Source organism: Psychrobacter sp. UBA3483, from assembly GCF_002377905.1.
Classification (GTDB): Bacteria; Pseudomonadota; Gammaproteobacteria; order Pseudomonadales; family Moraxellaceae; genus Psychrobacter.
The window spans coordinates 1-23,603 of sequence record NZ_DFQS01000014.1 but is presented as its reverse complement, the minus strand read 5'-3'; the positions used below and the strand labels follow the sequence as shown (position 1 = coordinate 23,603).

Below are 23,603 nucleotides of genomic sequence, written 5' to 3'. Positions count from 1 at the left end.
CTTTTGTATTTGATACACTATAGTAGACAGTAATCTATTCGCTGTCAAAAATATCAGTCACCTCTACAGTGCTAAAACGGCTTTTATAAAGCGGCATTTAAAAAAATGGCGTGAATAACATACCGAAACCTGAGTTTGGTATTTGCTGTGATAAAATCACCAATCAGCCATCTTTTTATAGTCAGTTATAAGTTTTATGCTAGGCATGATGTAATTGCTACCACTTATTTCTATCACCCATGCGTCATTTAGTACGAGCCAGAACAATTCAGCTCTAGCTAAAAAAAGCACTCAATATAGTCAGTCATACTTTGAATAATCATATAAATAACAGTATAAATAATGATAGCAATGTTCATGGCAAAGCCGCTGGTATTAGCCAAGATAACAGCGTCAGCAATCAACGTATCAACACGCCCTTTGACGCGCCTTCATGGGTATTGAAGCTGACGATTGGCTTGATTGGGATGTTTGCTTTTTTGCAGGTTTATTCTATTCAAGCTATTTTGCCAGTCTTGATGATGGATTTATCAGCAACTGAGGTGCAGGCGGGCATGATTGTCGGTGCCACCATATTGGCGATTGCTATCATGTCGCCATTTTTGGGCATGCTGTCTGATGCAGTAGGACGCAAGTCATTTATCGTTGGGGCGTTATTGTTTTTAGCGATACCCACTGCGTTAATTGCCCAAAGTCCGAATATCGGTTGGATGGGCATGTGGCGCTTTATGCAGGGATTGTCTGTGCCCGGTATTACGGTGGTGACGATTGCTTACATCGGTGAAGAGTTTGAGGGACGCGCGCTCACTGAGCTGATGTCATTTTATGTGTCAGGGTCGGTGCTCGGCGGCTTTATGGGGCGTTTTTTACTTGGGCACTTGCATGAGCTTATCGGTTGGCGCGCAGGCTACTATGTGATGGCAGGTATGACGCTTATCGGGGCGCTATGGGTAGGTAAAATGCTGCCATCGTCACGGCACTTTGTTGCCAATCCCAATTTTCGCTCAGCCATGCAGACCCTCGGTGAGCATTTGATCAATCGCTATGTTGTTACCTCCTGCTTGCTTGGTGCTTGCGTGTTGTTCTCGTTGGTAGGCTGTTTTACCTTTATTAATTTGCATTTGGCCGATACACCTTATGAGTTAAGCACAGGTGCGCTTGCCAATATTTTTGCGGTGTATTTAATTGGCGTTGTCATCACGCCATTATCGACGACGTTGCTCCGCCGCTTTGGTTCGGCACGTACGGTTCGCGTGGCAGTTATTATATCGATGCTCGGCGTGCTCTTAACGCTAGTGACACCGCTTTGGGGTATCGTATTAGGACTTGCCATCATGTCTAGTGGCGTCTTTATTACCCAAGCGGCCACCATCAGCTATATCGCGGTCAATGTCAAAAAAGGACGCTCATTGGCCTCAGGCTTATATTATATGGGCTATTACACGGGTGGCACGATGGGTGCTTGGCTTTGCGGCATCGCTTACGCGCGTGGACAATGGTCGCTGACGGTTTGGTTGCTATTATTTGTACAAGTGCTGGCGTTATTGGTCGCTAGCATTGGGATGGTCAAAATAAATCCTCGCGTGAATTAAGAGGATTTTTTCTAGCCTTTGATACCACGTTTTTTAATTTAACTCTACATCGTCATACCATAACTTGTCATAACATAATAACTCGTGTGTTTAAATGCCAATTAACGTACTGGCCATCGTATGCTACTTACGCAAGCACGCTTTACATGACTTAGGTTTTTTCTTACTATCAATGGAGCTTATCAAGAATGACGATAAGTATTGCCATCCATTACAGCCACGCGTATACCGATAAAAGCGCTCTGTTTTTATATGTTTCTTAAGCCTTATTAAAAGTGCTTTAAAATAATTAAAACCACCCACAAGGAAGTCAAATTTATGTCAAATATTTATCATAGTGCGCCGTCCGCCTACGATTATCCGTTAATCATCAAGCAACTATTAAACCGTGCCAAAACGGTGTCGCTCGAACAAGAAATCGTTTATGCCGATAAAAAACGCCTCACTTATAAAGAGTTGTTTGGGCGTATCAATCGCTTAGCCAATGTCTTAGCCGACTTAAACCTTGCTGCCGGTGACGTGATTGCAGTGATGGATTGGGACAGTCATCGCTACTTAGAATCTTACTTTGCTGTACCAATGTCAGAATATATCTTGCAAACCGTCAATATCCGCTTATCACCCGAAAAAATCCTCTATACCATCAATCATGCTAAGCCAAAAGTATTGCTACTCAATTCTGAATTTGCGCCATTGGTGAAAGATTATCAGTTTGAAAACTCTAGCATTGAGCATATTATTTGGCTTGATGACAATGGCGTATCACATGAAGGCGTCTTTGGCGGTAATCAAAATCGCGTGACCGGTGAATATGAGACTTTGTTAGAGGCGGCTAGTAGCGAGTTTGATTTTCCAGATTTTGATGAAAATACTATTGCTACCACCTTTTATACCTCCGGTACAACAGGCGATCCAAAAGGGGTATTCTTTAGCCATCGCCAATTGGTCTTGCACAGCCTGACGGAAGCGGCGACCTTGGGTATGCTGCCCAATAAGCAGGGCGTTAGCTACGGCGATGTTTATATGCCGATGACGCCGATGTTCCACGTTCATGCGTGGGGCTTCCCGTTTACTGCTACTATGGTTGGTCTAAAACAAGTCTATCCGGGACGCTACGCACCTGACGTGTTAATGGATTTAATTATCAATGAAAAAGTTAGTATCACCCACTGCGTACCAACGATTTTGCAGATGGTACTCAAAGAAGCGCAAGCGCGTGATGCCAGTTTTAATGGTTTAAAAATGATTATCGGTGGTTCGAAACTGACCGAAGGCCTAGCGAGAGCAGCATTAGCGCAAGATATTGAAGTTTATACTGGTTATGGCATGTCTGAGACTGCACCGCTTATTAGCTTGACAGAATTTAGCCTAAATGAGCCTGAGATGTCTGAGGACGAAGATATCGCTCGCCGCTGTATGACGGGCAAACCGGTACTGATGGTGGACGCTCAAGTATGGAATACTGATAATGAGCCTGTCGGTATGGGTAAAGACAATACGGGCGAGTTGGTGCTGCGTGCCCCTTGGCTAACGCAGAGCTATCTGAAAAATGACGATGCTGGTAAAGAGCTGTGGGAAAATGGCTATATGCACACCCAAGATATCGCCTATATACAACCTGATGGCTATATTAAAATCACCGATCGTTTAAAAGATGTGATCAAATCAGGCGGTGAGTGGATATCGTCATTAGAGATTGAAACGATTTTATCGCTACATCCAGCGGTGGCTGACGTGTCAGTGATTGGCGTACGTGATAAACAGTGGGGCGAGCGTCCGCTAGCCTTGATTGTACTCAAACCTGCCTGCCAAGATACCAGTGCCGATGATATCAAAGCGATTGCTGAGCAAGCAGTTGAGCGCGGAATTATTCCTAAATACGGCGTACCAAGTCAGTTTAAGTTTGTCGATGAGCTACCAAAAACCTCGGTCGGCAAACATGATAAAAAAGTCATGCGCGAGATGTATGACGAGCAAAAATAAGATTTAATTAAGAAGCACAGTCAGCTGTTTAAAACGGCTACGTTAAGCAAAGTATCAAACGGCTAACACGCTTAATAGTTGACCTTTATCATTAGCTCTGCTACATTTTAAACCGATACATAACGTATCGGTTTTTTAGTTCTGGCAGGGACAGCCAGTTTTATATTATGATATTATTGAATAAGAGCGTATCTTATAAAGCGTCATATTATAAAATCATCTCTATAAAGGCGCTTTTTATAACATCGCTTTTTATAACCTTGTTTTTTATAAAAACGTACAGCATTACCCATCGTTTACGCTAAGGACAGCCATTATGAACGAGCAAGCTAACTCTCAGACTAGCAATCAAAGCAGTCGTCAAAATACTCACCAAAACAGCAATCAAGCTGTGAATCAAAATAACAATCACAATAATAAATCCTCTAGCCAAGATTCTCACCCATCATTTGATAGCACGCAAAGCTTTGCCGATATATATCAGTCCTCCATTGATAATCGCGAGCAGTTTTGGGCTGAGCAAGCCAAGCGCATTTATTGGCATAAACAGCCTGAGCAAATCCTTGATGACAGCAATCTGCCGTTTGCTAAGTGGTTCGTCGGCGGTGAGACCAACCTTTGTTATAACTGTGTCGATCGCCATCTTGCAGAGCGCGCCGAGCAAGATGCTTTTATTTGGCTATCCTCTGAGATTAACCAAGAGTTGATAGAAACTTTTCCTGCCGTTGTCGATGCCTTTAATGATTTGGGCAATAACGTTGAGCTTTATACTGATTATACTAAGCGGCGCTTGACTTATAACGACCTTTATAAAGAAGTGAATTACTTCGCCGATGTGCTACAGCGTCATGGTATCGAGAAGGGCGATCGCGTCATTATCTATATGCCGATGATACTAGAGGCGGCTTATGCGATGCTCGCCTGTGCGCGTATCGGTGCGGTGCATTCGGTGGTATTTGGTGGCTTTGCAGCCCATAATTTAGCCATTCGTATGGATGATGCTGAGGCAAAAATGGTCATCACTGTCGATGCAGGTCTACGCGGCGGTAAAGTGATTAATTATAAAAGCCTCGTTAATCAAGGCGTTGAGCAAGCAACAATCAAGCCTGAGCATGTACTAGTCGTCAATCGGGGCGTGTTGCCGTTTGAGAAAAAATCTATCGATGTCGATTATGCAGCCCAGCGCCGTATCAGTTGTGAGGCCAACGCTATTGTTGAGCCAGTATGGTTAGAGTCAAATACGCCGTCATATCTTCTGTATACTTCAGGCACCACTGGAACGCCAAAGGGTGTGCAACGTGATACCGGTGGTCATGCGGTGGCGCTAACGACGTCGATAGACTATATCTACGATGGCAAAGCCGGCGAAACTTTTTGGGCGATATCAGATATCGGCTGGGCAGTTGGGCATTCTTATACCATTTATGCGCCATTGCTCGCTGGCATGACCAGTGTCATGTATGAAGGCTTGCCGCATCGTCCAAACCCAGGGATTTGGTGGCGGATTGTCGAAGCAAATAAAGTGAATATTTTATTTACCGCACCGACGGGTGTGCGTATGCTGAAAAAACAAGATGAAACATGGATGACGCGCTACGACGTCTCTAGCCTTAAATCATTCTTTTTAGCAGGTGAGCCACTCGATGAATCAACGGCCAACTGGTTGACCAAGCACTTAGGGGTGCCGATTTTAGATCATTATTGGCAAACAGAGTCTGGCTGGCCAATTCTAAGTAATACGCCCAAATTTAACCATAAACCGCACAAACAAGGCTCACCTGGTTATCCCATGTATGGTTATGATGCCCACGTCATCAATGAAGAAACCGGCGAGCTTTGTAAAGCTGGCGAAAAAGGCTTGCTCGCCATTCGCGCACCACTGCCGCCTGGCTGTCTCACCACCGTATGGCGCAATGACGAACGCTTTATCAGCAGCTATTTTGGTCTGTTTGATGGCAAGCACTACTCAACCTCAGACTATGCCGTGACCGACGATGATGGCTATTTTTATATCTTAGGACGTACGGATGATGTGATCAACGTCGCCGGTCATCGTATTGGCACGCAAGAGATTGAGGAAGCCATCAGTACCCATCCAGAGATGGCTGAATGTGCGGTCGTAGGTATCAAAGATCAATTAAAAGGCGAGTTGCCGATTGCTTTTTGTGTGCTAAAAGATCATGAGCAAGTGGCGACGACCGAAAATCGTTTCCGTATTGAGCAGCAAGTCATCGGTGCGGTGGTCAAATCGCTTGGTGGTATCGCAAGGCCAGCGGCGATTTATTTCCCGCAAGCATTACCCAAAACGCGCTCTGGTAAAATCTTACGCCGCGCTATTCGTGCTTTAGCCGAAGGTAATGAAACGGGCGATATGTCAACGCTTGATAACCCAACGGCGATTGATGCCATTAAACAATCGATGAAAGATTATTAAAATAAAAAGCCATTGATTGAATTGCTGGTATGGCCTCGTCAATTCTAATCAAAATTTTAATCGCAGTTTTAAACACAACTTTAAAAGTAGTAAAAAGCTCATGTACCATCATGGGCTTTTTGATTTTTAGGCTGATAAGATTTATAAATGGCTACAATCGCAAATAAAACTTTAATAAAGCGCTTGACCCTAAAATTGATTTATTGCTATAGTCAATAACGATACGAAATAAATCATTTTAAAAACTAAGTTTGATGGATAAAAACTTATCGTTTTTATCTCTTTTTTGAATACTAGGACACCATAAAAAGGTAGTCTCGCAAACAAGATAAGGATATCTTATGCACCACGTTAAACAGCTCATCAATGGTCAATTCGTTGATTCTGATACCAGCGAGTGGATCGACATTACCGATCCTGCCACCCAAGAAGTTATCGCTAAAGTCCCGCAAACCACTGATGATGAAATCAACCAAGCCGTCGCTGCCGCCCAAAAAGCGTTTCAGACATGGCGAAAAACGCCCATTACCACACGTGCACGCATTTTTTTAAAGTATCAACAATTGATTCGCGAGCATATGGATGAGCTGGCAGAAATCTTGACTGCCGAGCAGGGTAAAACCATTGCTGATGCGCGCGGTGATGTGTTCCGTGGTCTTGAAGTCGTCGAGCATGCCGCGGGTATTGCCAATTTGCAGATTGGCGACTTTGTTGAAAATGTCGCGTCAGGCGTAGACACTTATAGCATTTGGCAGCCACTTGGCGTTTGCGCTGGTATCACGCCGTTTAACTTTCCCGTGATGATTCCGCTATGGATGTTCCCAATGGCGATTGCCACGGGCAATACATTCATTCTTAAGCCTTCTGAACAAGATCCAATGGTGACCATGCGTCTGGTTGAGCTGGCAGTAGAAGCAGGCGTCCCGGAGGGCGTTTTAAACGTCGTGCATGGCGGCAAGGCGACGGTTGATGCTATTTGTGATCATCCAGATATCAAAGCAGTTTCATTCGTTGGCTCAACCAACGTTGGCAAACATGTCTACGAGCGCGCCAGCAAATCTGGCAAGCGTGCCCAGTGTATGATGGGTGCCAAGAACCATGGCGTTATCCTACCTGATGCCAATAAAGAACAAACACTCAATCAGCTAGCAGGTGCCGCCTTTGGTGCCGCCGGTCAACGTTGTATGGCGCTGTCGGTCGTGGTGCTAGTGGGCGCAGCAGGTGAATGGATTGACGATATCAAAGCCAAAGCAGAAGGCTTAGTGGTTTCAGCAGGTAAAAATGACAAGGATTTAGGTCCGCTCATTTCACCTGCCGCAAAAGCGCGTGTTGAGCACTTAATTGGAACTGGGGTAGAAGAGGGTGCTAGTCTGCTTCTTGATGGTCGCGGTATCACGGTTGAAGGCTTCGAGAAAGGCAACTTTGTAGGACCAACTATCTTTGATAACGTCACTGCGGATATGCAAATATACAAAGAAGAAATCTTTGGCCCAGTACTGTGTATCATGCGTGCAGCCGACCTTGATGAAGCGATTGAGCTCTTGAATGCCAATCCACATGGTAATGGTACCGCTATCTTTACTCAGTCAGGCGCTGCTGCGCATAAATTCCAACAAGATGTACAAGTTGGGCAAATCGGTATTAACTTGCCAATTCCTGTGCCACTACCGATGTTCTCATTCTCAGGCTCACGCGCCAGTAAGCTTGGTGATCTTGGTCCTTATGGTAAGCAGGCGGTACAGTTCTATACCCAAACCAAAACGGTCACTGCTCGTTGGTTCGATGATGAAGCAAGTCGCGGCGTTAATACCACTATTTCAATTTAATTATCAATCCACTATATTTGCAGCATAGCGGTAATATAGCGACAATCTTGCTCAGTGTTTTTTAGTAAAAGCATGGTTTTATGATTGTCGTTATAGCGCTGCTATACTGTATAACCAGCAGGGTTTAAACGGCAGTAGACTGACGGCTTATAACCTTCTCTCCATCATTATTGCTATGCAAGCACAAGGATATCCCTATGGATTTCTCATTAACGGAAGACCAAATCGCCTTTCGCCAAACTGCCAGACAGTTTGCCCAAAAAGAGCTAAAGCCAAACGCGGCTGAATGGGATCGTACATCGCATTTCCCCATCGATGTCATCAAAAAAACCGGCGAGCTTGGCTTTTTAGGGCTGTATACCAATCCAGACTATGATGGCTTAGGGCTACCACGCTTAGACTCTGCTATGGTGTTTGAAGAGCTGGCTTGGGGCGATACCGCTGTAGCCGCCTATATGAGTATCCATAACATGGCGAGCTGGATGATTGGTGAGTACGGTAGCGATGCTTTGTGTAAAAAGTATTTGCCCAACATGGTCAGCGGTGAATGGCTTGGTAGTTACTGCTTAACTGAGCCGAATGCTGGTTCTGACGCCGCCTCATTACGTACCAAAGCCGACAAGCAAAGCGACTATTATGTGCTTAATGGCGAGAAAACCTTTATATCAGGCGCAGGTTCGACCGATGTGTTAGTGGTCATGGCACGTACCGGTGCTGCCGGCCCAAAAGGGGTGTCGGCATTTGTGGTAGACGCTGATAGCGCTGGTATCGAATATGGTAAAAACGAGCATAAAATGGGCTGGAAAGCGCAACCAACCCGCACCATCAGCTTTAAAGATGTCAAAGTACCAGCAGAAAATCTCATCGGCGAGGAAGGTCAAGGCTTTCGTATTGCGATGAAAGGCTTAGATGGCGGTCGTATTAATATCGGTATCTGTGCAGTTGGTACCGCGCAGTCAGCGCTTGAGACCGCGACCAATTACGTGCAAGAGCGTAGCCAGTTCGGCAGCCCGATTGCTAGCCTACAGTCAGTACAGTTTAAACTTGCTGATATGCTCACCCAAACCATTACTGCAAGGCAAATGCTGTATTTGGCTGCTAGCAAAATCGATAACAATGACGCGCAGGCCTCTACCTACTGTGCCATGGCAAAACGTCTCTCTACGGATCTTTGTTTCGATGTTGCCAATGAAGCCTTACAGCTGCATGGTGGTTATGGCTATCTCAATGAATATCCGCTTGAGCGCCATGTGCGAGACTTGCGTGTGCATCAGATTTTAGAAGGTACCAATGAGATTATGCGGGTGATTGTCTCGCGCCAGCTTATGCAGGATGATGCGTTAAGCCAGTTACGCTAATCATCTCATATAAATAGATAATTTGCCTATTTGAATTTATGGATAAAGCAATTTTATAAAAAATCATAATAAGGATATTTTATGACGGATTATACCAATCTCAAGTTATCAATCGACGGCCATATTGCTACCGTGACACTGAATAATCCACCAGCCCATACGTGGACGATGGAAAGCTTGCCAGCGCTTAAGCAGCTGGTCACTGACCTCAATGCCAATGATGATGTTTATGCCTTAATTATTCATGGCGATGGCGAAAAGTTCTTTTCAGCAGGTGCGGATTTAAACAATTTCTCAGACGGTGATAAAGGCCGAGCAATCAGCATGGCAATTGCATTTGGCGAAGCGTTTGAAGCGCTATCAGCGTATCGCGGTGTCAGTATCGCGGTTATCAATGGTTATGCGATGGGCGGTGGACTTGAGTGCGCGCTGGCCTGTGATATTCGTATCGCAGAAGCGCATGCACAGATGGCTTTACCAGAGACCGGCGTGGGCTTATTGCCATGTGCAGGCGGTACGCAGAATCTACCTTTGCTGGTTGGTGAAGGTTGGACGAAACGTATGATATTGTGCGGTGAGCGCGTCGATGCCGAGACCGCATTACGTATTGGCTTAGTCGAAGAAGTCACGGCAAAGGGTGGCGGTTTATTAGCGGCGCAAGCCTTAGCGCAAAAAGTCGCTAAACAATCTCCTGTTGCCGTTAGCTACTCTAAAACTCTTATCCAAGCGGCAAGAAATACCCCGCCTGCCCAAAACCTTATCCATGAGCGCGAAGCTTTTGTTAAGTTATTCGATACCAACGATCAGCGCGAAGGCGTACAAGCATTCTTAGAAAAGCGCACACCCAATTGGCAAAATAAATAGCCTGTAGGCATGTCTTAATATTTACTTTACTCATTTTAATTTTGGTAGGTCTCTTTTATGACAGCAGTAACACAAAACACAGAACAAGAAGCGTCGGTACTGTTCAATACTGAGCCGACAGAGTGCGGTCATCTGATTGGCATAATGACGTTAAACACGCCCAAATCACTCAATGCGCTCAGTGTCGAGATGTGTCAGTTATTAGCCCAGCAGCTAGAGCAGTGGCAAAATGACGATCAGATAGTGGCATTGGTGTTAAAAGGGGCAGGTGACAAGGCGTTTTGTGCTGGCGGCGATATCCGTAAGCTCTATGACAGCATGTCCAGCAGTGCTCCGCTACCGAATCCTTATGCGACAGAGTTTTTTGGTCATGAATACCGTCTTTATCGGCAGATGCATTTTTATCCAAAGCCATTAATCCTATGGGGCGACGGTATTATTATGGGTGGCGGCATGGGTCTGATGGCTGGTTGTAGTCATCGTTTGGTCACTGAGCTCACCCGCTTTGCCATGCCAGAAGTAACCATTGGACTGTTCCCTGACGCCTCTGGTAGTTGGTTCCTCCAGCGCATGCCCGCTAAGACAGGTTTGTTTTTAGGGCTAACGGGTGCGATGTGTAACGGCAATGACGCTTTATTATCCAATCTTGCAGAGTATGCCGTTGCCAGTAGTGATTATGATGCTGTCATACAAAGTTTAAAACAGAGTAATTGGCAATCAGCAGCTGGTAATACCGATAAATTCCACAACGATAGCGCTCATAGTATTGTTAGTCGTGCATTAGCAGCACATCCTGTAGCCGAATTGCCTGCTAGCAAATTAGCAACCTATTGGCATCCTATCCAGCAATTGCTGAACAGTGGCGGACTAGGAGATATTGATGCGCTTCTACAGAGCGATGAAGCGCTAGCAAAGCTAGATACAGACTTTGCAGCAGACAGTTGGACGCAGCGCGCCGTGGATACTTATCGACATGGTTGCCCCGTTACCGCCGCTTTAACCTATGCGCTGTATCATAAAGTCACGGACTTATCGCTAGAGCAGGTTTTGTATTTAGAGACTAACGTAGCGGTGCATTGTGCCGCCAATCCTGATTTTAAAGAAGGTGTACGGGCGCTACTGATTGATAAAGACCGCAATCCACAGTGGTCGCGTTCATTAGCAGACTGCCTCAGTAGCGAAGGGCAGGCGTATATACATCAGCACTTTGTAAACCCTTATGCTAAAGACGAGCATCCGTTAGGCGATTGGTTGGGCGAAGAAGCGTTAGGTAACCAGCTAGTGCGCTAAGAGCTTGTAAGCTCTTTATAAAAATCAGGGATAAATTAAAAAACGTAAGACTCTATATGGCACTGTCTACATATATGTATAAATAATAAGCAATCATCAAGGAGCGATGAGATGGGCACAAAGGATTCAAGTTTAAGCAATAAAGACTCAAACAATACTGCCAAGCCGAATATAGCCTTTATTGGACTCGGTAACATGGGCGCACCGATGGCAGAGAACTTGTTAAAGGCAGGTTATACGCTCTCTGTCTATGACCTGTCTGAGGAAGCAACCGCGCGCTTACAGCAAGCAGGTGCCAGTGTGGCTGGTAGCCCTAAAGATGCTGCAAGCAATGCACAAGTAGTCATTAGCATGTTGCCTGCGGGCAAGCACGTTCATTCTGTCTATCTAGGAGATAATAGGGCTGAGGGCCTACTAGCAGAACTGCCAAAAGGTACATTGGTCATCGATAGCAGTACCATCGCAGCGGCTGATGCAAGATTGGTGGCAGAAGCAGCAAGTAAGCTTGGCATCGACTTTTTAGATGCGCCAGTCTCCGGCGGTACAGGCGGTGCCATCGCTGGAACTTTAACCTTTATTGTCGGTGGTAGCGCTGAGGCGTTTGCCAAAGCCGAGCCGATACTCGCCGTTATGGGCAAAAATATATTCCATGCAGGCGAGCATGGCGCCGGACAAGTGGCGAAAATCTGCAATAACATGCTGTTAGGTATTTTAATGGCAGGGACGGCAGAGGCGATTAACTTAGGGGTTAAAAACGGTCTCGACCCTAAAGTGCTATCAGATATTATGCTACAAAGCTCGGGCCGTAACTGGACGCTAGAAGTTTATAACCCTTATCCGCAAGTGATGGAGAATGTCCCGTCTAGTAATGGCTATAAAGGCGGGTTTATGAGTAAGCTCATGCAAAAGGATTTAAACCTTGCGATGCAAACGGCTCAAGATGCCAATGTTGACACCCCGATGGGAGCAAAAGCGACGGAGCTTTATGAAGCACATACGCTAGAAAATGGCGATAAAGACTTTTCTAGTATTATGGGGCGTCATGACAGGTCAGTATTGTCTTAACGGTCTTAAAGATTAAGCCTCTTAACCAGTTTTAAATATTGTGCTTTGATGAAATATTAAAAAACTGTTCTTAATAGTGTTATATAGAAAAGCATCAAAAAGGTCTGCGCTGGTTTTATAGCGCAGACCTCTTTTGTGTTAGGTTATGTTTTTTCTTAATGATACAGATGCTAGTTTTGTAGCTCATATACCAATGCTTGAATATCCTGCGCCGCTGTTTGCAAACGCGGTACATGCTCCATTAGCTCATCTAATGACACGCGAATGGTTGGGGCATGGATATATAGCGACGCCAGGTAGCGAGATTTTTTATCCAATACCGGTACCGACACGGCTACCATTTCAGAGATAAATTCTTCATTATCAATACCGATACCCGTCTCTGCAATACGATCAAGCTCAGTATTTAACGTATCAATATCGGTAATCGTATTTTTGGTGAACTTATCTAACGGTAGGCCTTGCAGTATTTTAGCGCGGCTGGTCGCAGACAACTGGCTGAGATACAACTTACCCGTAGCTGTACACCACATCGGTGATTTTGCGCCTACAGGAAGATAAATCTGTAACGGCAATGAGGTGTTAGCGCGGTTGGTATACATCATGTCCATCTGATAAGGAATGGCGATACCGCAAGTTTCTTTAATCTCATCAACCAATTTTTGCAAAATAATTTGCCGCTCATTAAAGAACTGACGCTGCTGCCAAAGCTCGACGCTCAAATTACGCACCCGCTTACCAGGAATAATACCTCCGCCAATATCAACGGTCACAAACCCTTCGTCGACCAAATTTTGAATCAAGCGATGAATAGTAGGTTTTGGGATATCTAGCTCTTGCGACAGCTCAAGTGGTGAGAGGGGTTTGGAGGCATAAGAGACGGCTTCGATAATCTCTAACACACGGGTAATCGACGATACTTTTGGCATATAAATGGCTCAATAAGAATGATAAAGACAAAGCGAAGAATAGGAAAAAACCATTAATACGATAATGGAAGTCCACAAATTTAAAGACTAAAAACAAATCTATTATTAGCTCTAATTTAGCATAATATTGCGCTCAAACAAGCTTATATCTCATTATATACAAACGATATATTGGCATTTTGATAGTTTAAACCAGTTTATCTCGTTGCTATACTATTTTGTCTTTTGGGTAGGATTAGATACGTTAACTCACAAACCACAACAAACTGTAGTAATAAACTCTATAACTGTAATTGAGTTAAAAGATGAGGTAGGTCATCATACTGACATGTTTTGTAATACCTTTACATGAGCATTAAGCGATTCAATATTCATGTTCTGACTATTCAGTTGCTTTGAGAGTATTATGTAACAGGAAACCGAAGTTTTGCAGGTTGGTGTAGCAAATATTACAATATCTATGCAATCTTTACATAACGGCAAATAAAAAGCGCATTCATGGGGGTGACTTTTTAAGCCAAAATTGTTTTAATCTGCTCAACAAAATGGTTGTTTATAAAAAAGTTAAATTATCATTTTTTTACGGGCGAGTAATTTCACACTTTAGGAGAGTATTTATGAAACTTATTAAATTAACAGCAATTTCTGCTGCTGTTTTAGCGTCAACTGCTGCCTTAGCCGCTGAGCCAGTTATCGTTGTTGATAACAACGATGCAGTTGTATACGAAGCTGAGCCAGTTGCCGTTGCTTATCAAGCACAGCCTGCTTATGCATATAATGCCGATGCTGGTGTTGTACGTAACACTGCTGGTGCGGTTACTGGTGGTACTAAGACATTCTTCCAAACCGTTACTCATCCAGCGGCTATCAGCGCTGAAGTTGGTACACTAGGTTATGGTGCTAACATTGGTTGGGCACTTAACGACAAAACTGAATTACAAGCTGGTTGGGCAGGTGGCGATGTTGCTGACCTATTCGGCGGTGATTTCGATGCAAACGACGTAAACTACGACGTTGATTCTGATTTTAGTAACCCATACCTAGGTGTACAATTACGTCCTACTGGTAACTGGTTCACAATGGGCGCTGGTATTATCGTTCCTGATAACGATTTAGACGTAACTGCTAACCCTAACGGTGGCGTATATAAAATTAATGGCGCAGAGTATAACGCAAACGATGTGGGCTCTTTACAAGGTACTATGGAACATCGTAACAAGCTAGCGCCTTATGCTACTATTGGTTTCCGTCCTAATATCACTAATAACTTCGGTCTATTTGGTGAAATCGGTGCAGCATATATGGGTAAAACTGACGCTACTGTGACTGCAAGTAATGTAAGTGGTGACTTCGTTAGCATAAAAGACGGTGCTGGTAACGATGTAACTACTACACAGACCGCTCAAGATGTTGCGCGTTTAGCTGAGAACGAACTGGAAGATAAAAACTATCTTGAGTGGATGCCAATTGTTAAGGTTGGTGCAACTTACCGCTTCTAAGCTAATCACAGTTTAACGACTGTTATTAGAAGATAAGTAGTAATAAAAAAACGATCCTTTTTAGGGTCGTTTTTTTTGGTCTAAAATAGAGTTCTCACTCACTTTTTTTAAAAGTATTAGGAAGTATTTAATAAATAATCACGGTTTGCTGAGCGGTTGACAGAGCGATACGATAATGGCTTCTATTGTCGTTAATGTGCAGTAAAGGTAAATTGCTTGTAGCGCCACGTATTAAATCAGCAATGAGGTAGGAGTAATCCATTCCTAATCCTTGCGCCAACTTATACTGGTAAACCTTAATAAAGCTCTCTTTTATTTGCCACAGTAGTTTGGCGATCATATCTCTTTGCAGAGCTGGTAAGGTTCGCAAGATAGCCATCTCATTGGCGTGGTAAAAGCGCTGCGCAACCTTCCATTTAACGGCATTTACTTCTATATCAATGCCCACAGGTCGATGAGCGCTAATGACCACCGCGACTTTATTATCTAAAGGTTCAAAGGGTTGTTCGTTTTTATGCTGATTAGCAATAATTTTGTTATGGGCACCAGTATGACTAAAGCAGACGTAGTATTGACTATTGGCAAGTCGATATGGAAAAATTGCATCATCCAAGGTATCAATAATCTCTAGCTTATTAAGCAGTGATTGTAATAATAGTCGTACGCCAGTGCGTTGCTGTTGGCGCTGACGATGAGCTATCTCGCGTTTGGATAGAGACACGTTAGGCATGCGGTACCATTGCATCTGACGCCACTGCATGTGGCGCAACTCTTCCACCTTGTTCTTTGATAATAAATGAGGATTAAATAACTGCTGCAAATTATTCAATAAATCGAGATAATTTAAAAAAAAAGGTGTGATAATCTGAGCTGACGCATACCAGGTGGTAGCGTCAAGTTGCTGGTAGTGAATATCATATAGTTTTAAAAGTGACATAATTTATTTATAGACTACGAATAGAGTAGAATGAAAGAAGCCCAACAATAGATTGCTGGGCTCCTTTAAGCTACGGCTGATTAACGCTTACTAAATACTATTAGTAAGACAACTCAGCACGGCGATTTTGGGCGTAGGCATCTTCAGTTGTACCGGCAACAGCAGGACGCTCTTCACCATAGCTGATGATACGGATATTGTTTGCTGCAACACCTTGAGCAGCAAGATAATCACGAGCGGCTTGGGCACGGCGTTCGCCTAGTGCCATGTTGTACTCGCGGCTACCACGCTCATCGGTATGACCTGCGATAACGACACCGGCGTTTGGATTTGAGCTTAGTAGGCTAGCGTGTTGGTTTAAGACACTAGCAGCTTGTGAGGTGATTTCACTGCTATCAAAAGCAAAATAAACCACGGCTTGTAGATTTTCTGCACCAGTGATAACGGCATTTGAATTATCAACGATAACCGCACCGTTATAACCAACTTGACCACCTGGAATACCTAGTGGGGCAACGACCACTTCTGAGGTCGCACGTTTGTTAGCACAACCTGACGCGAATACGACAGCGCTTGATAATACTGCGAGGGCAGCAACTTTTGCGATACTGGTAGACATATGAGCTCCTAAAATTTTAATAACATTTGTTGTTTTTAAACTGCTTTCGGTAAAACTTAGGCAATTACTATCTATCATATACTAAATGTTACTTTATGTAAGTAGTATTACTGTAAATAGTTCGAGAGTTTACCTAAAGATATGTAGCGTTCTAATTAAAACCTTTGAATTGGTTTCTACTTTAATCAATTTAATTACTCATCGTACTTGAAATTTCGCCGTTTAGGTCAATGTAACTAACTATCTTGAAAACTCTATTTATAATGAACATCGTGCTTATTTATAGGACTCTGCAAAACAATCAATTAACTGTTTAAAACGTGAATAATAATAGGAATTTCCATGTCCACTACCGAAACTGCTGCGCAAATTATCAATCCTGACATGCCAGATGTACCACCAAATGCGCCGAGTAAAATTCATTTAAAAGACTATCAACCGCCAAGCTTTGCGGTAGAAACCGTTGATTTGGATATTAAATTATTCGATGACCATGCCATTGTAGACAGCACTTTGATGATGCAACGTCAGACTGACGGCGACTTGGTACTGTATGGCGAAGCACTTGAGCTCATATCTATTAAGCTTAATGGTGAGCTGCTTGCCAGTGAGCGCTATATGCAAACGGATGGTAAATTAACCATTACCGATGCGCCGGAGTATAGCAAGTTACAGCTGCAAGTACGCATCCATCCGCATACCAATACGGCGCTTGAAGGCTTATATATCGCCGGTAGTGGTGACGATACCATGTTCGTCACTCAGTGTGAGCCTGAGGGCTTTCGCAAGATTACCTTTTATCCAGATCGTCCCGATGTGCTGGCAAGGTTTACCACGCGGCTTGAAGCCGATAAGCGTTTCCCGACGCTATTGAGTAATGGTAATTTGCTCGAAGCGGGTGAAGTGTCGGATGCGCCTGAGCGTCATTATGCGATTTGGCAAGACCCGACCAATAAGCCAAGCTATTTGTTTGCTTGTGTCATCGCTGACTTAGATGTATTGACTGATAGTTATACCACGAGCGAAGGGCGTGAGGTAATGCTTGAGCTCTATGCGAAATCGGAAGATATCGATAAATGTGCTGTCGGTATGCAAGCTTTAAAAGACTCAATGCAGTGGGACGAGGTCAATTATGGCCGCGCTTATGATTTAGACCGTTATATGATTGTTGCCGTCAGTCAGTTTAATATGGGCGCGATGGAAAATAAGGGTTTAAATATCTTTAACACCGCTTGTGTGTTGTCTAGTCCTGAAACCACCACAGATGCACGCAGCTTTAGTGTCAAATCCATCATTGCTCATGAATACTTTCATAACTGGACAGGTAATCGTATCACGTGCCGTGATTGGTTCCAGCTGTGTCTAAAAGAAGGCTTTACCGTCTATCGGGATCAATCGTTTTCAGCTGACCAGCAGTCAAGTGCCGTCCAACGTATCGATGATGTGGCAACCTTGCGCGCCCATCAGTTTGCTGAAGATGCCGGACCACTAGCGCACCCTGTACGCCCTGAGAGTTTCGTTGAGATTAATAATTTTTATACCACCACCGTCTATGAAAAAGGTGCTGAAATCGTGCGTATGATTGCCAATACGCTAGGGCCTGATAACTTCCGTAAAGGGACGGACGAGTATTTCCGTCGTTATGATGGGCAAGCGGTGACGGTTGAAGATTTTCTATCGGCGCTTAGTATTACCGATAGCAAAATTGAGGACTTTATCGACTGGTATCGTCAGCCCGGTACGCCAGTGGTGTCTGGTCATGAAGATTATGACAGCGCGACACAGACATTGACTATTACGCTCAGTCAGCAAACCCGTCAGGTTGCAGGTTTTGACGTACCAAAGCCATTGCCGATTCCTGTAGCGACGGCGCTATTTGATAAAGATTCTGGTGCTATCATCGCTGAGCGTCTGTTGCTACTGAATCAAGCCACGCAAACCTTTACCTTTGAAAATGTAGTAAGTGAGCCAGTAGTCTCCTTGCTACGTGATTTTAGCGCGCCAGTACAACTGAATTATGATTATCAAGATGAAGACTTGGCGTTTTTGCTTAAATATGAAACCAATGGTTTTAACCGCTGGCAAGTGACGCAAATGCTGGTCAATCGCATTTTACTGCAAGGACAAGGCGCGAAAAGCAGTCCTGAGGTGTATCTACAAGCGGTGGCGCAGACCTTACCTGAATTGGCTGCTAATGATGCGATGTTGGCAGCACGTTTGCTGGATATTCCGTCAGCACCAGAGCTGGCATCTGCCATTCATAAAGATTACGATCCAGAGTTGGTAAAAGCACAGCGTGAAGGCTTATATCAACAGCTGGCTTTAGCGTTAAAAGATGAATGGGCAGCGCTTTATACGCAGCTACCGATACAGGCTTATGAAGACAGTGCGGAAGCTCGTGGCAATCGCGCTTTACGTAATGTGGTCTTAGATATGGCCTTGACCGCCAACGTTACCGGTGCAGATGAATGGGCGCAGCAGCAATATGATAATGCCAGCTGTATGACAGAACGTTTTGGCGCGTTAAAAGCGATGGTCAATCATCAACTGGCAAATGCTGATGCCTATTTGGCAGAATTTTATAAGCGCTTCCAAAATAATGATTTGGTCATTGATTTATGGTTTAGTGTGCAAGCCTCTGCTGATACAGTCACACCTGATACTATTAAATCCTTACTTGCGCATGCAGATTTTGATTGGAATACGCCCAACCGTGTGCGCTCAGTCATCAGCGCCTTTACCTCGCAGCCTACAGTCTTATGGACACCAGAGGGTTTGAATATTTATATCGCCGTGATTAAAAGGCTGGATGACGCCAATCCAGTGTTAGCATCGCGCTTATTACAAGTGCTGGCACGTTGGAATACCTTAGTTGAACCGCGCCGTCAAATGGCGCATGAGCAGTTGCTTGCACTGCAAAAGCAAGCGACTTCTAAGCATGTAATTGAAAGCTTAAACAGTGTTTTAGGTACGGCAAATGAAAGTTCTGCAACTGCGTAAAGAGCAGTACTTTATAAGTTAATGCTTATAAAGGAAGATTAATAAGTTAAAAAGCACAAAAAAGGCCCGTCTGATATCTGATATCAAACGGGCCTTTTAGTGAGTGGTCAATCAGTATTCATTACTACCAAGCGCTTTTAACGATTCGGCAGAGCGTCTTTAACCATATCACGTAGATTGTGTAGGGCAGTGACTGTACTATCCCAATCTAAGCAACCATCGGTGATAGACTTGCCATACTCAAGCTGGCTCAAATCAGCCGTTAGCTTTTGATTGCCGCCTTTTAGGTGACTCTCAATCATTAGACCGATGATGGATTTATTACCATTTTTAATCTGCTCGGCAACGTTTTGAATGACCATTGGTTGCAGATACGGGTCTTTACCTGAGTTGGCGTGGCTTGAGTCAATCATAATCTTACTGTTGGTCTTGCCTTTTGCCAGCTCGTTTTCAACTTGCGCAACAGCGGTTTCATCATAGTTTGGCTTGCCATCACCACCGCGTAGTACCACGTGTGCGTAAGGGTTACCTTTTGATTTGATGATAGAAACTTTGCCATCTGCTGATAAGCCGAGGAAGCTATGACCTTCTTTTACCGCTTGCATGGCATTAACTGCAACGGTCATGCCGCCATCTGTGCCGTTTTTAAAGCCAACTGGGCACGATAAGCCTGAGCTCATTTCACGATGCGTTTGGCTTTCGGTGGTACGCGCGCCAATGGCTGACCAGCTAATTAAATCCTGAATGTACTGCGGCGTATTTGGATCTAATGCTTCGGTCGCGCACGGCAGACCTTTTTCATTTAAATCAAGCAGTAGCTTACGAGCAGTGCGTAGACCTTTTTCGATATCAAAGCTGTCGTTCATATCAGGGTCATTAATCATGCCTTTCCAGCCAACCGTGGTACGCGGCTTTTCAAAATAAACGCGCATCACAACGAAGATGCTGTCTTCAATCTCTTTGGCCAGTACGGCTAAGCGATCGGCGTATTCGTGGGCGGCTTTAATATCGTGAATAGAGCAGGGGCCGATAACCACAAATAGACGCTTGTCTTTGCCATCAAGGATATCTTGGATGGTATTGCGACCTTTTAGAACCGTATTATAGGCGTCATTTGACAAAGGTAGCTCAGACTTTAGCTCAGCGGGTGTGATTAAAGGAATGAATTTTTCAATATTCACGTCGTCAATATCTGCATTATGAGTAGCTGGTGTTGTCATGATTATATATCGTCTAGCTGATTTATAGGGATATTCATTATGCGGACAAAAGCGCCGGTTGACAAGGGCAGTCGTACAGTTAATTGACTGCTAACTGGAATGTGGCGACCAAAACTTTGTTATACCTTATCGCTGCAAGCCGTCTTAACATGCTGTCATTCATAGGTGTATAAGAATGATAAGGCAGGGTAAAGGATAGGGTAAATGACTGTTTATCGCTAAACTAAGTCCAAATTTTCATTAAACAGCACGCCTATAGGCATATATAGATAAATGATACGGACTAGATTTTGTGCACTAATTTCGCTATTTTTAGCTATTTCAAGCACGGTCACGTATGATGACGATATAAACAACCAAATTTGAGCATGATGCGAGCGGCTAAGATGCCTTTGAATGGGCATCTTATTACGGATAAGCTGTGCTATATTTTATATAATCATTTTTATAATTGATGTACTTTATTCTTTGTTTTATTTAACAGTGCTACTTAAATGGCACCAATTAAACTGTAACACTTTAATATTGAGAGCTTATCATGACAGATCCTGCTACGCCTCACCAACCTGCTGATATAATGCCAGCACCGGATACTTATGGTGCTTTTGATAAATTGCCTGAGATGACGTGCTCGCCACTGGTGATAGGGATTGTCGCCGGTGAAGTATCAGGCGACAGTTTGGGTGCAGATTTTATGCAGCAGATGAACAATCTGCGTGATGATATTATTTGGGTTGGCGTTGGCGGCGCAAAAATGCAAGCGCAAGGGCTGCAAAGTATTTTCCCGTTATCGCGCTTAGCTGTAATGGGCTTGGTCGAAGTGGTGGCGCAGTTACCAGATTTGCTCAAAGCACGTCAAGAGCTGCTGACGGCATTTAAAGCCGCAAGCATTGATTGGTTTATTGGCATTGATGCGCCTGATTTTAACCTCAGAGTGGCAAAGAAATTAAAGCCGCAGGGCGTGTTTTGCGTGCAGTATGTTAGTCCGTCTATTTGGGCTTGGCGTGAGTCGCGTATTCATAACATTATGGCAGCAACCAATCTGGTTCTATGCCTATTCCCATTTGAGCTGCCAGTCTACGAGCGTTATAACCATCCTGCGATTTGCGTCGGTCATCCGCTACTACGAACCATTGATCAAACATTGCTTGAGACGCCCATCAATCAGTGCCGTAGCGAATTGGTCTGGCACAACGATGGCTTGCAGCAGTTTTTCATCGATCGTTTCGATGAGGTCAGCCAACTTATTTGTGTCATGCCAGGGTCAAGACGGGGCGAGATAACCGCTATTTTGCCGCTCATGCTCGATGGTATCCAAAGACTATTGCTGTTAGATCCTAAGCTATGCTTTATCATTCCAACTGTCGATCAAAACCATCAATATATCGTGCAAGATGTCATTGATAAGCGCTCAGAGCAGCTTCGCGCGGCGATTGTGGTGGTCTATGATGAAAGTCAGCCAGCCTTTAGTCAGCAGGCGATGGCGGCATCAGACATGGTTATGTTGGCTTCAGGAACAGCAACTCTAGAAGCCATGCTGCTTGAGCGCCCAATGGTGGTGATTTACCAATTAAATCAGCTGACCTATCAGATTGCAAAGCGTTTGGTCAAAGTCCCTTATGTCGGTTTGCCCAATATTTTGGCAGACAGCGCAATCGTGCCCGAGCTTATCCAAGAGCAGGCAAGTGGGGATAATATCTGTCGTACCGTGATGCGTTTGTTGCAGCCGCGCGCCTATGCCGAGCAATTAAAAGCGCTGATTGATACCAAGCATTTATTACAACAACAAAGTAATCATGATCCTGCGCATAGTGTCATTGAGCAGTGGTTTGTTCAAAACCGCGACAGTCATCTAAGCCATGATGTTAGTGACCAACAAAATTACGACAGCCAAGATAACTATCAAGCCCAGTAATCAAGCAACTACTATGTCATGCAAACACATTAAACCGTAAAGTTAAAAATAATAAGTTATGAATACTATGCCTTTTGCAGAAAACAATACTATAAAAAGCCCTGTTATGCCTAAGCATACCGTTCAGATTGAAAGAATCATTGAGCAGGTTGATATTAAAGGACAATACATACAACTGGCGGCGCCCATACAATTATCAGGTCAGCTAAATATCGTGGAGCTAATGGCGCAATATCTGGTAAATGAAGCGAGTGAACAAGCAGCCATACAAATTGGCGTTGATGAAGCAGGGCGTGGACCGCTGCTAGGTAGTGTGAATGTCGCTGCAGCAATATTACCTGCGGCGTGGGCAGGTCTAATTGAAGATGAGCCACTAAAAAATACGCCATTATCTATACTGACAGACTCAAAGCAGCTGAGTGAAAAGAAGCGCGATCTTCTTTATCCGTTGGTTCAGCAGCATGCAGTCGCGCACATCGTCGCTGATATACCGCCAGCGGTCATCGACCAAGTCAATATTTTGCAAGCGACCATGCTAGGGATGCGCTTATGCACAGAGGTTTTATTGCAGATAGTTGCTAAATACCTTGATGAAGAACAGAAAACACTGTTTGAGATATTGATTGATGGCAATCGTTGTCCTGACGTAGATTATGCCAGTCTTGCCACAGTTGGTATAGATAAATCAGCGATTGACTGTCAAGCCTGGGTAAAAGGCGATGCGCGCCATACCAGTATTGCGGCAGCCAGTATTTTGGCAAAAGTAAGCCGTGATAAGACTATGTATGCGCTTGATGCTGAACATCCTGAATACGGTATTGCCAAGCATAAAGGCTATCCAACGCGCGCTCATATGGAAGCGATTGCAGCTCATGGCGTATTAGCCGCGCATAGACGTAGCTTTGCGCCGGTAAGAAAAGTGCTTGAACGCTAACATTGCCTAACCTAAAAATGATCATTAGCTAGCAGAATGAGACTGCTTAATTAAATAGCCTAAGCAAAATTAAATAAGAAAATGCTTTCAATCATAAAAAAACCATCTGTTTATTATGAACTGACCCCCTAAACTTGG

16 protein-coding genes are annotated in these 23,603 nt (G+C 44.2%); 12 read left to right on the top strand and 4 right to left on the bottom strand.

Features of this window, described 5'->3' with window-relative positions:
• Positions 1-407: 407 nt before the first annotated feature.
• The 8 genes from B2866_RS02755 to mmsB all read left to right on the top strand — a co-directional run bounded on the left by B2866_RS02755 (position 408) and on the right by mmsB (position 12,412).
• A complete protein-coding gene (locus tag B2866_RS02755; RefSeq protein ID WP_409520897.1) occupies positions 408-1,592 on the top strand; it encodes an MFS transporter in 1,185 nt (394 codons plus the stop codon).
• A 318-nt stretch (positions 1,593-1,910) separates the two neighbouring features.
• Positions 1,911-3,575 carry a fatty acid--CoA ligase gene (locus B2866_RS02750; protein WP_296190479.1) on the top strand — a complete coding sequence of 555 codons (1,665 nt, stop codon included), beginning with the start codon at positions 1,911-1,913 and terminating at the stop codon, positions 3,573-3,575.
• A 316-nt stretch (positions 3,576-3,891) separates the two neighbouring features.
• Positions 3,892-6,009 (top strand): propionate--CoA ligase, encoded by a 2,118-nt coding sequence (locus B2866_RS02745; protein WP_296190478.1) that lies wholly within the window; start codon positions 3,892-3,894, stop codon positions 6,007-6,009.
• Between the two features lie 341 nt (positions 6,010-6,350).
• Positions 6,351-7,835, top strand: coding sequence for a CoA-acylating methylmalonate-semialdehyde dehydrogenase (locus tag B2866_RS02740; RefSeq protein WP_296190476.1), 1,485 nt, complete (start codon positions 6,351-6,353; stop codon positions 7,833-7,835).
• Between the two features lie 197 nt (positions 7,836-8,032).
• Entirely contained in the window at positions 8,033-9,193 is a 1,161-nt protein-coding gene (locus tag B2866_RS02735; protein ID WP_296190474.1) for an acyl-CoA dehydrogenase family protein, read from the top strand.
• An 81-nt stretch (positions 9,194-9,274) separates the two neighbouring features.
• Entirely contained in the window at positions 9,275-10,057 is a 783-nt protein-coding gene (locus B2866_RS02730; RefSeq protein WP_296190473.1) for an enoyl-CoA hydratase, read from the top strand.
• A 57-nt stretch (positions 10,058-10,114) separates the two neighbouring features.
• A complete protein-coding gene (locus B2866_RS02725; protein WP_296190472.1) occupies positions 10,115-11,347 on the top strand; it encodes an enoyl-CoA hydratase/isomerase family protein in 1,233 nt (410 codons plus the stop codon).
• 111 nt (positions 11,348-11,458) lie between these two features.
• The gene (mmsB, locus tag B2866_RS02720; RefSeq protein WP_296190470.1) at positions 11,459-12,412 is read left to right on the top strand and encodes a 3-hydroxyisobutyrate dehydrogenase; all 954 of its coding nucleotides are present in this window, start codon (positions 11,459-11,461) and stop codon (positions 12,410-12,412) included.
• A 170-nt stretch (positions 12,413-12,582) separates the two neighbouring features.
• Here mmsB and B2866_RS02715 read toward each other — a convergent pair whose 3' ends face one another.
• Positions 12,583-13,341 carry an IclR family transcriptional regulator gene (locus B2866_RS02715; protein WP_296190468.1) on the bottom strand — a complete coding sequence of 253 codons (759 nt, stop codon included), beginning with the start codon at positions 13,339-13,341 and terminating at the stop codon, positions 12,583-12,585.
• Between the two features lie 617 nt (positions 13,342-13,958).
• Here B2866_RS02715 and B2866_RS02710 point away from each other — a divergent pair.
• Positions 13,959-14,840 carry a hypothetical protein gene (locus B2866_RS02710; RefSeq protein ID WP_296190466.1) on the top strand — a complete coding sequence of 294 codons (882 nt, stop codon included), beginning with the start codon at positions 13,959-13,961 and terminating at the stop codon, positions 14,838-14,840.
• Positions 14,841-14,967: 127 nt separating this feature from the next.
• Here the strand turns inward: B2866_RS02710 and B2866_RS02705 are convergent, their stop codons facing one another.
• Positions 14,968-15,570 (bottom strand): 4'-phosphopantetheinyl transferase family protein, encoded by a 603-nt coding sequence (locus B2866_RS02705; RefSeq protein WP_296190463.1) that lies wholly within the window; start codon positions 15,568-15,570, stop codon positions 14,968-14,970.
• A gap of 307 nt (positions 15,571-15,877) precedes the next feature.
• Positions 15,878-16,396 (bottom strand): peptidoglycan-associated lipoprotein Pal, encoded by a 519-nt coding sequence (pal, locus tag B2866_RS02700; protein ID WP_296190462.1) that lies wholly within the window; start codon positions 16,394-16,396, stop codon positions 15,878-15,880.
• A 384-nt stretch (positions 16,397-16,780) separates the two neighbouring features.
• Between pal and pepN the strand changes: the two genes are divergently transcribed.
• A complete protein-coding gene (gene pepN, locus B2866_RS02695) occupies positions 16,781-19,396 on the top strand; it encodes an aminopeptidase N (RefSeq protein WP_296190485.1) in 2,616 nt (871 codons plus the stop codon).
• A 137-nt stretch (positions 19,397-19,533) separates the two neighbouring features.
• Here pepN and B2866_RS02690 read toward each other — a convergent pair whose 3' ends face one another.
• Positions 19,534-20,616: a 3-deoxy-7-phosphoheptulonate synthase gene (locus tag B2866_RS02690; protein ID WP_296190461.1), complete on the bottom strand. Its 1,083-nt coding sequence runs from the start codon at positions 20,614-20,616 to the stop codon at positions 19,534-19,536.
• A 577-nt stretch (positions 20,617-21,193) separates the two neighbouring features.
• On the opposite strand from B2866_RS02690, the gene lpxB reads away from it, so the two are divergent.
• Both lpxB and B2866_RS02680 read left to right on the top strand, forming a co-directional pair.
• The gene (gene lpxB / locus B2866_RS02685; RefSeq protein ID WP_409520898.1) at positions 21,194-22,531 is read left to right on the top strand and encodes a lipid-A-disaccharide synthase; all 1,338 of its coding nucleotides are present in this window, start codon (positions 21,194-21,196) and stop codon (positions 22,529-22,531) included.
• 106 nt (positions 22,532-22,637) lie between these two features.
• A complete protein-coding gene (locus tag B2866_RS02680; RefSeq protein ID WP_296190460.1) occupies positions 22,638-23,465 on the top strand; it encodes a ribonuclease HII in 828 nt (275 codons plus the stop codon).
• Positions 23,466-23,603: the final 138 nt, after the last annotated feature.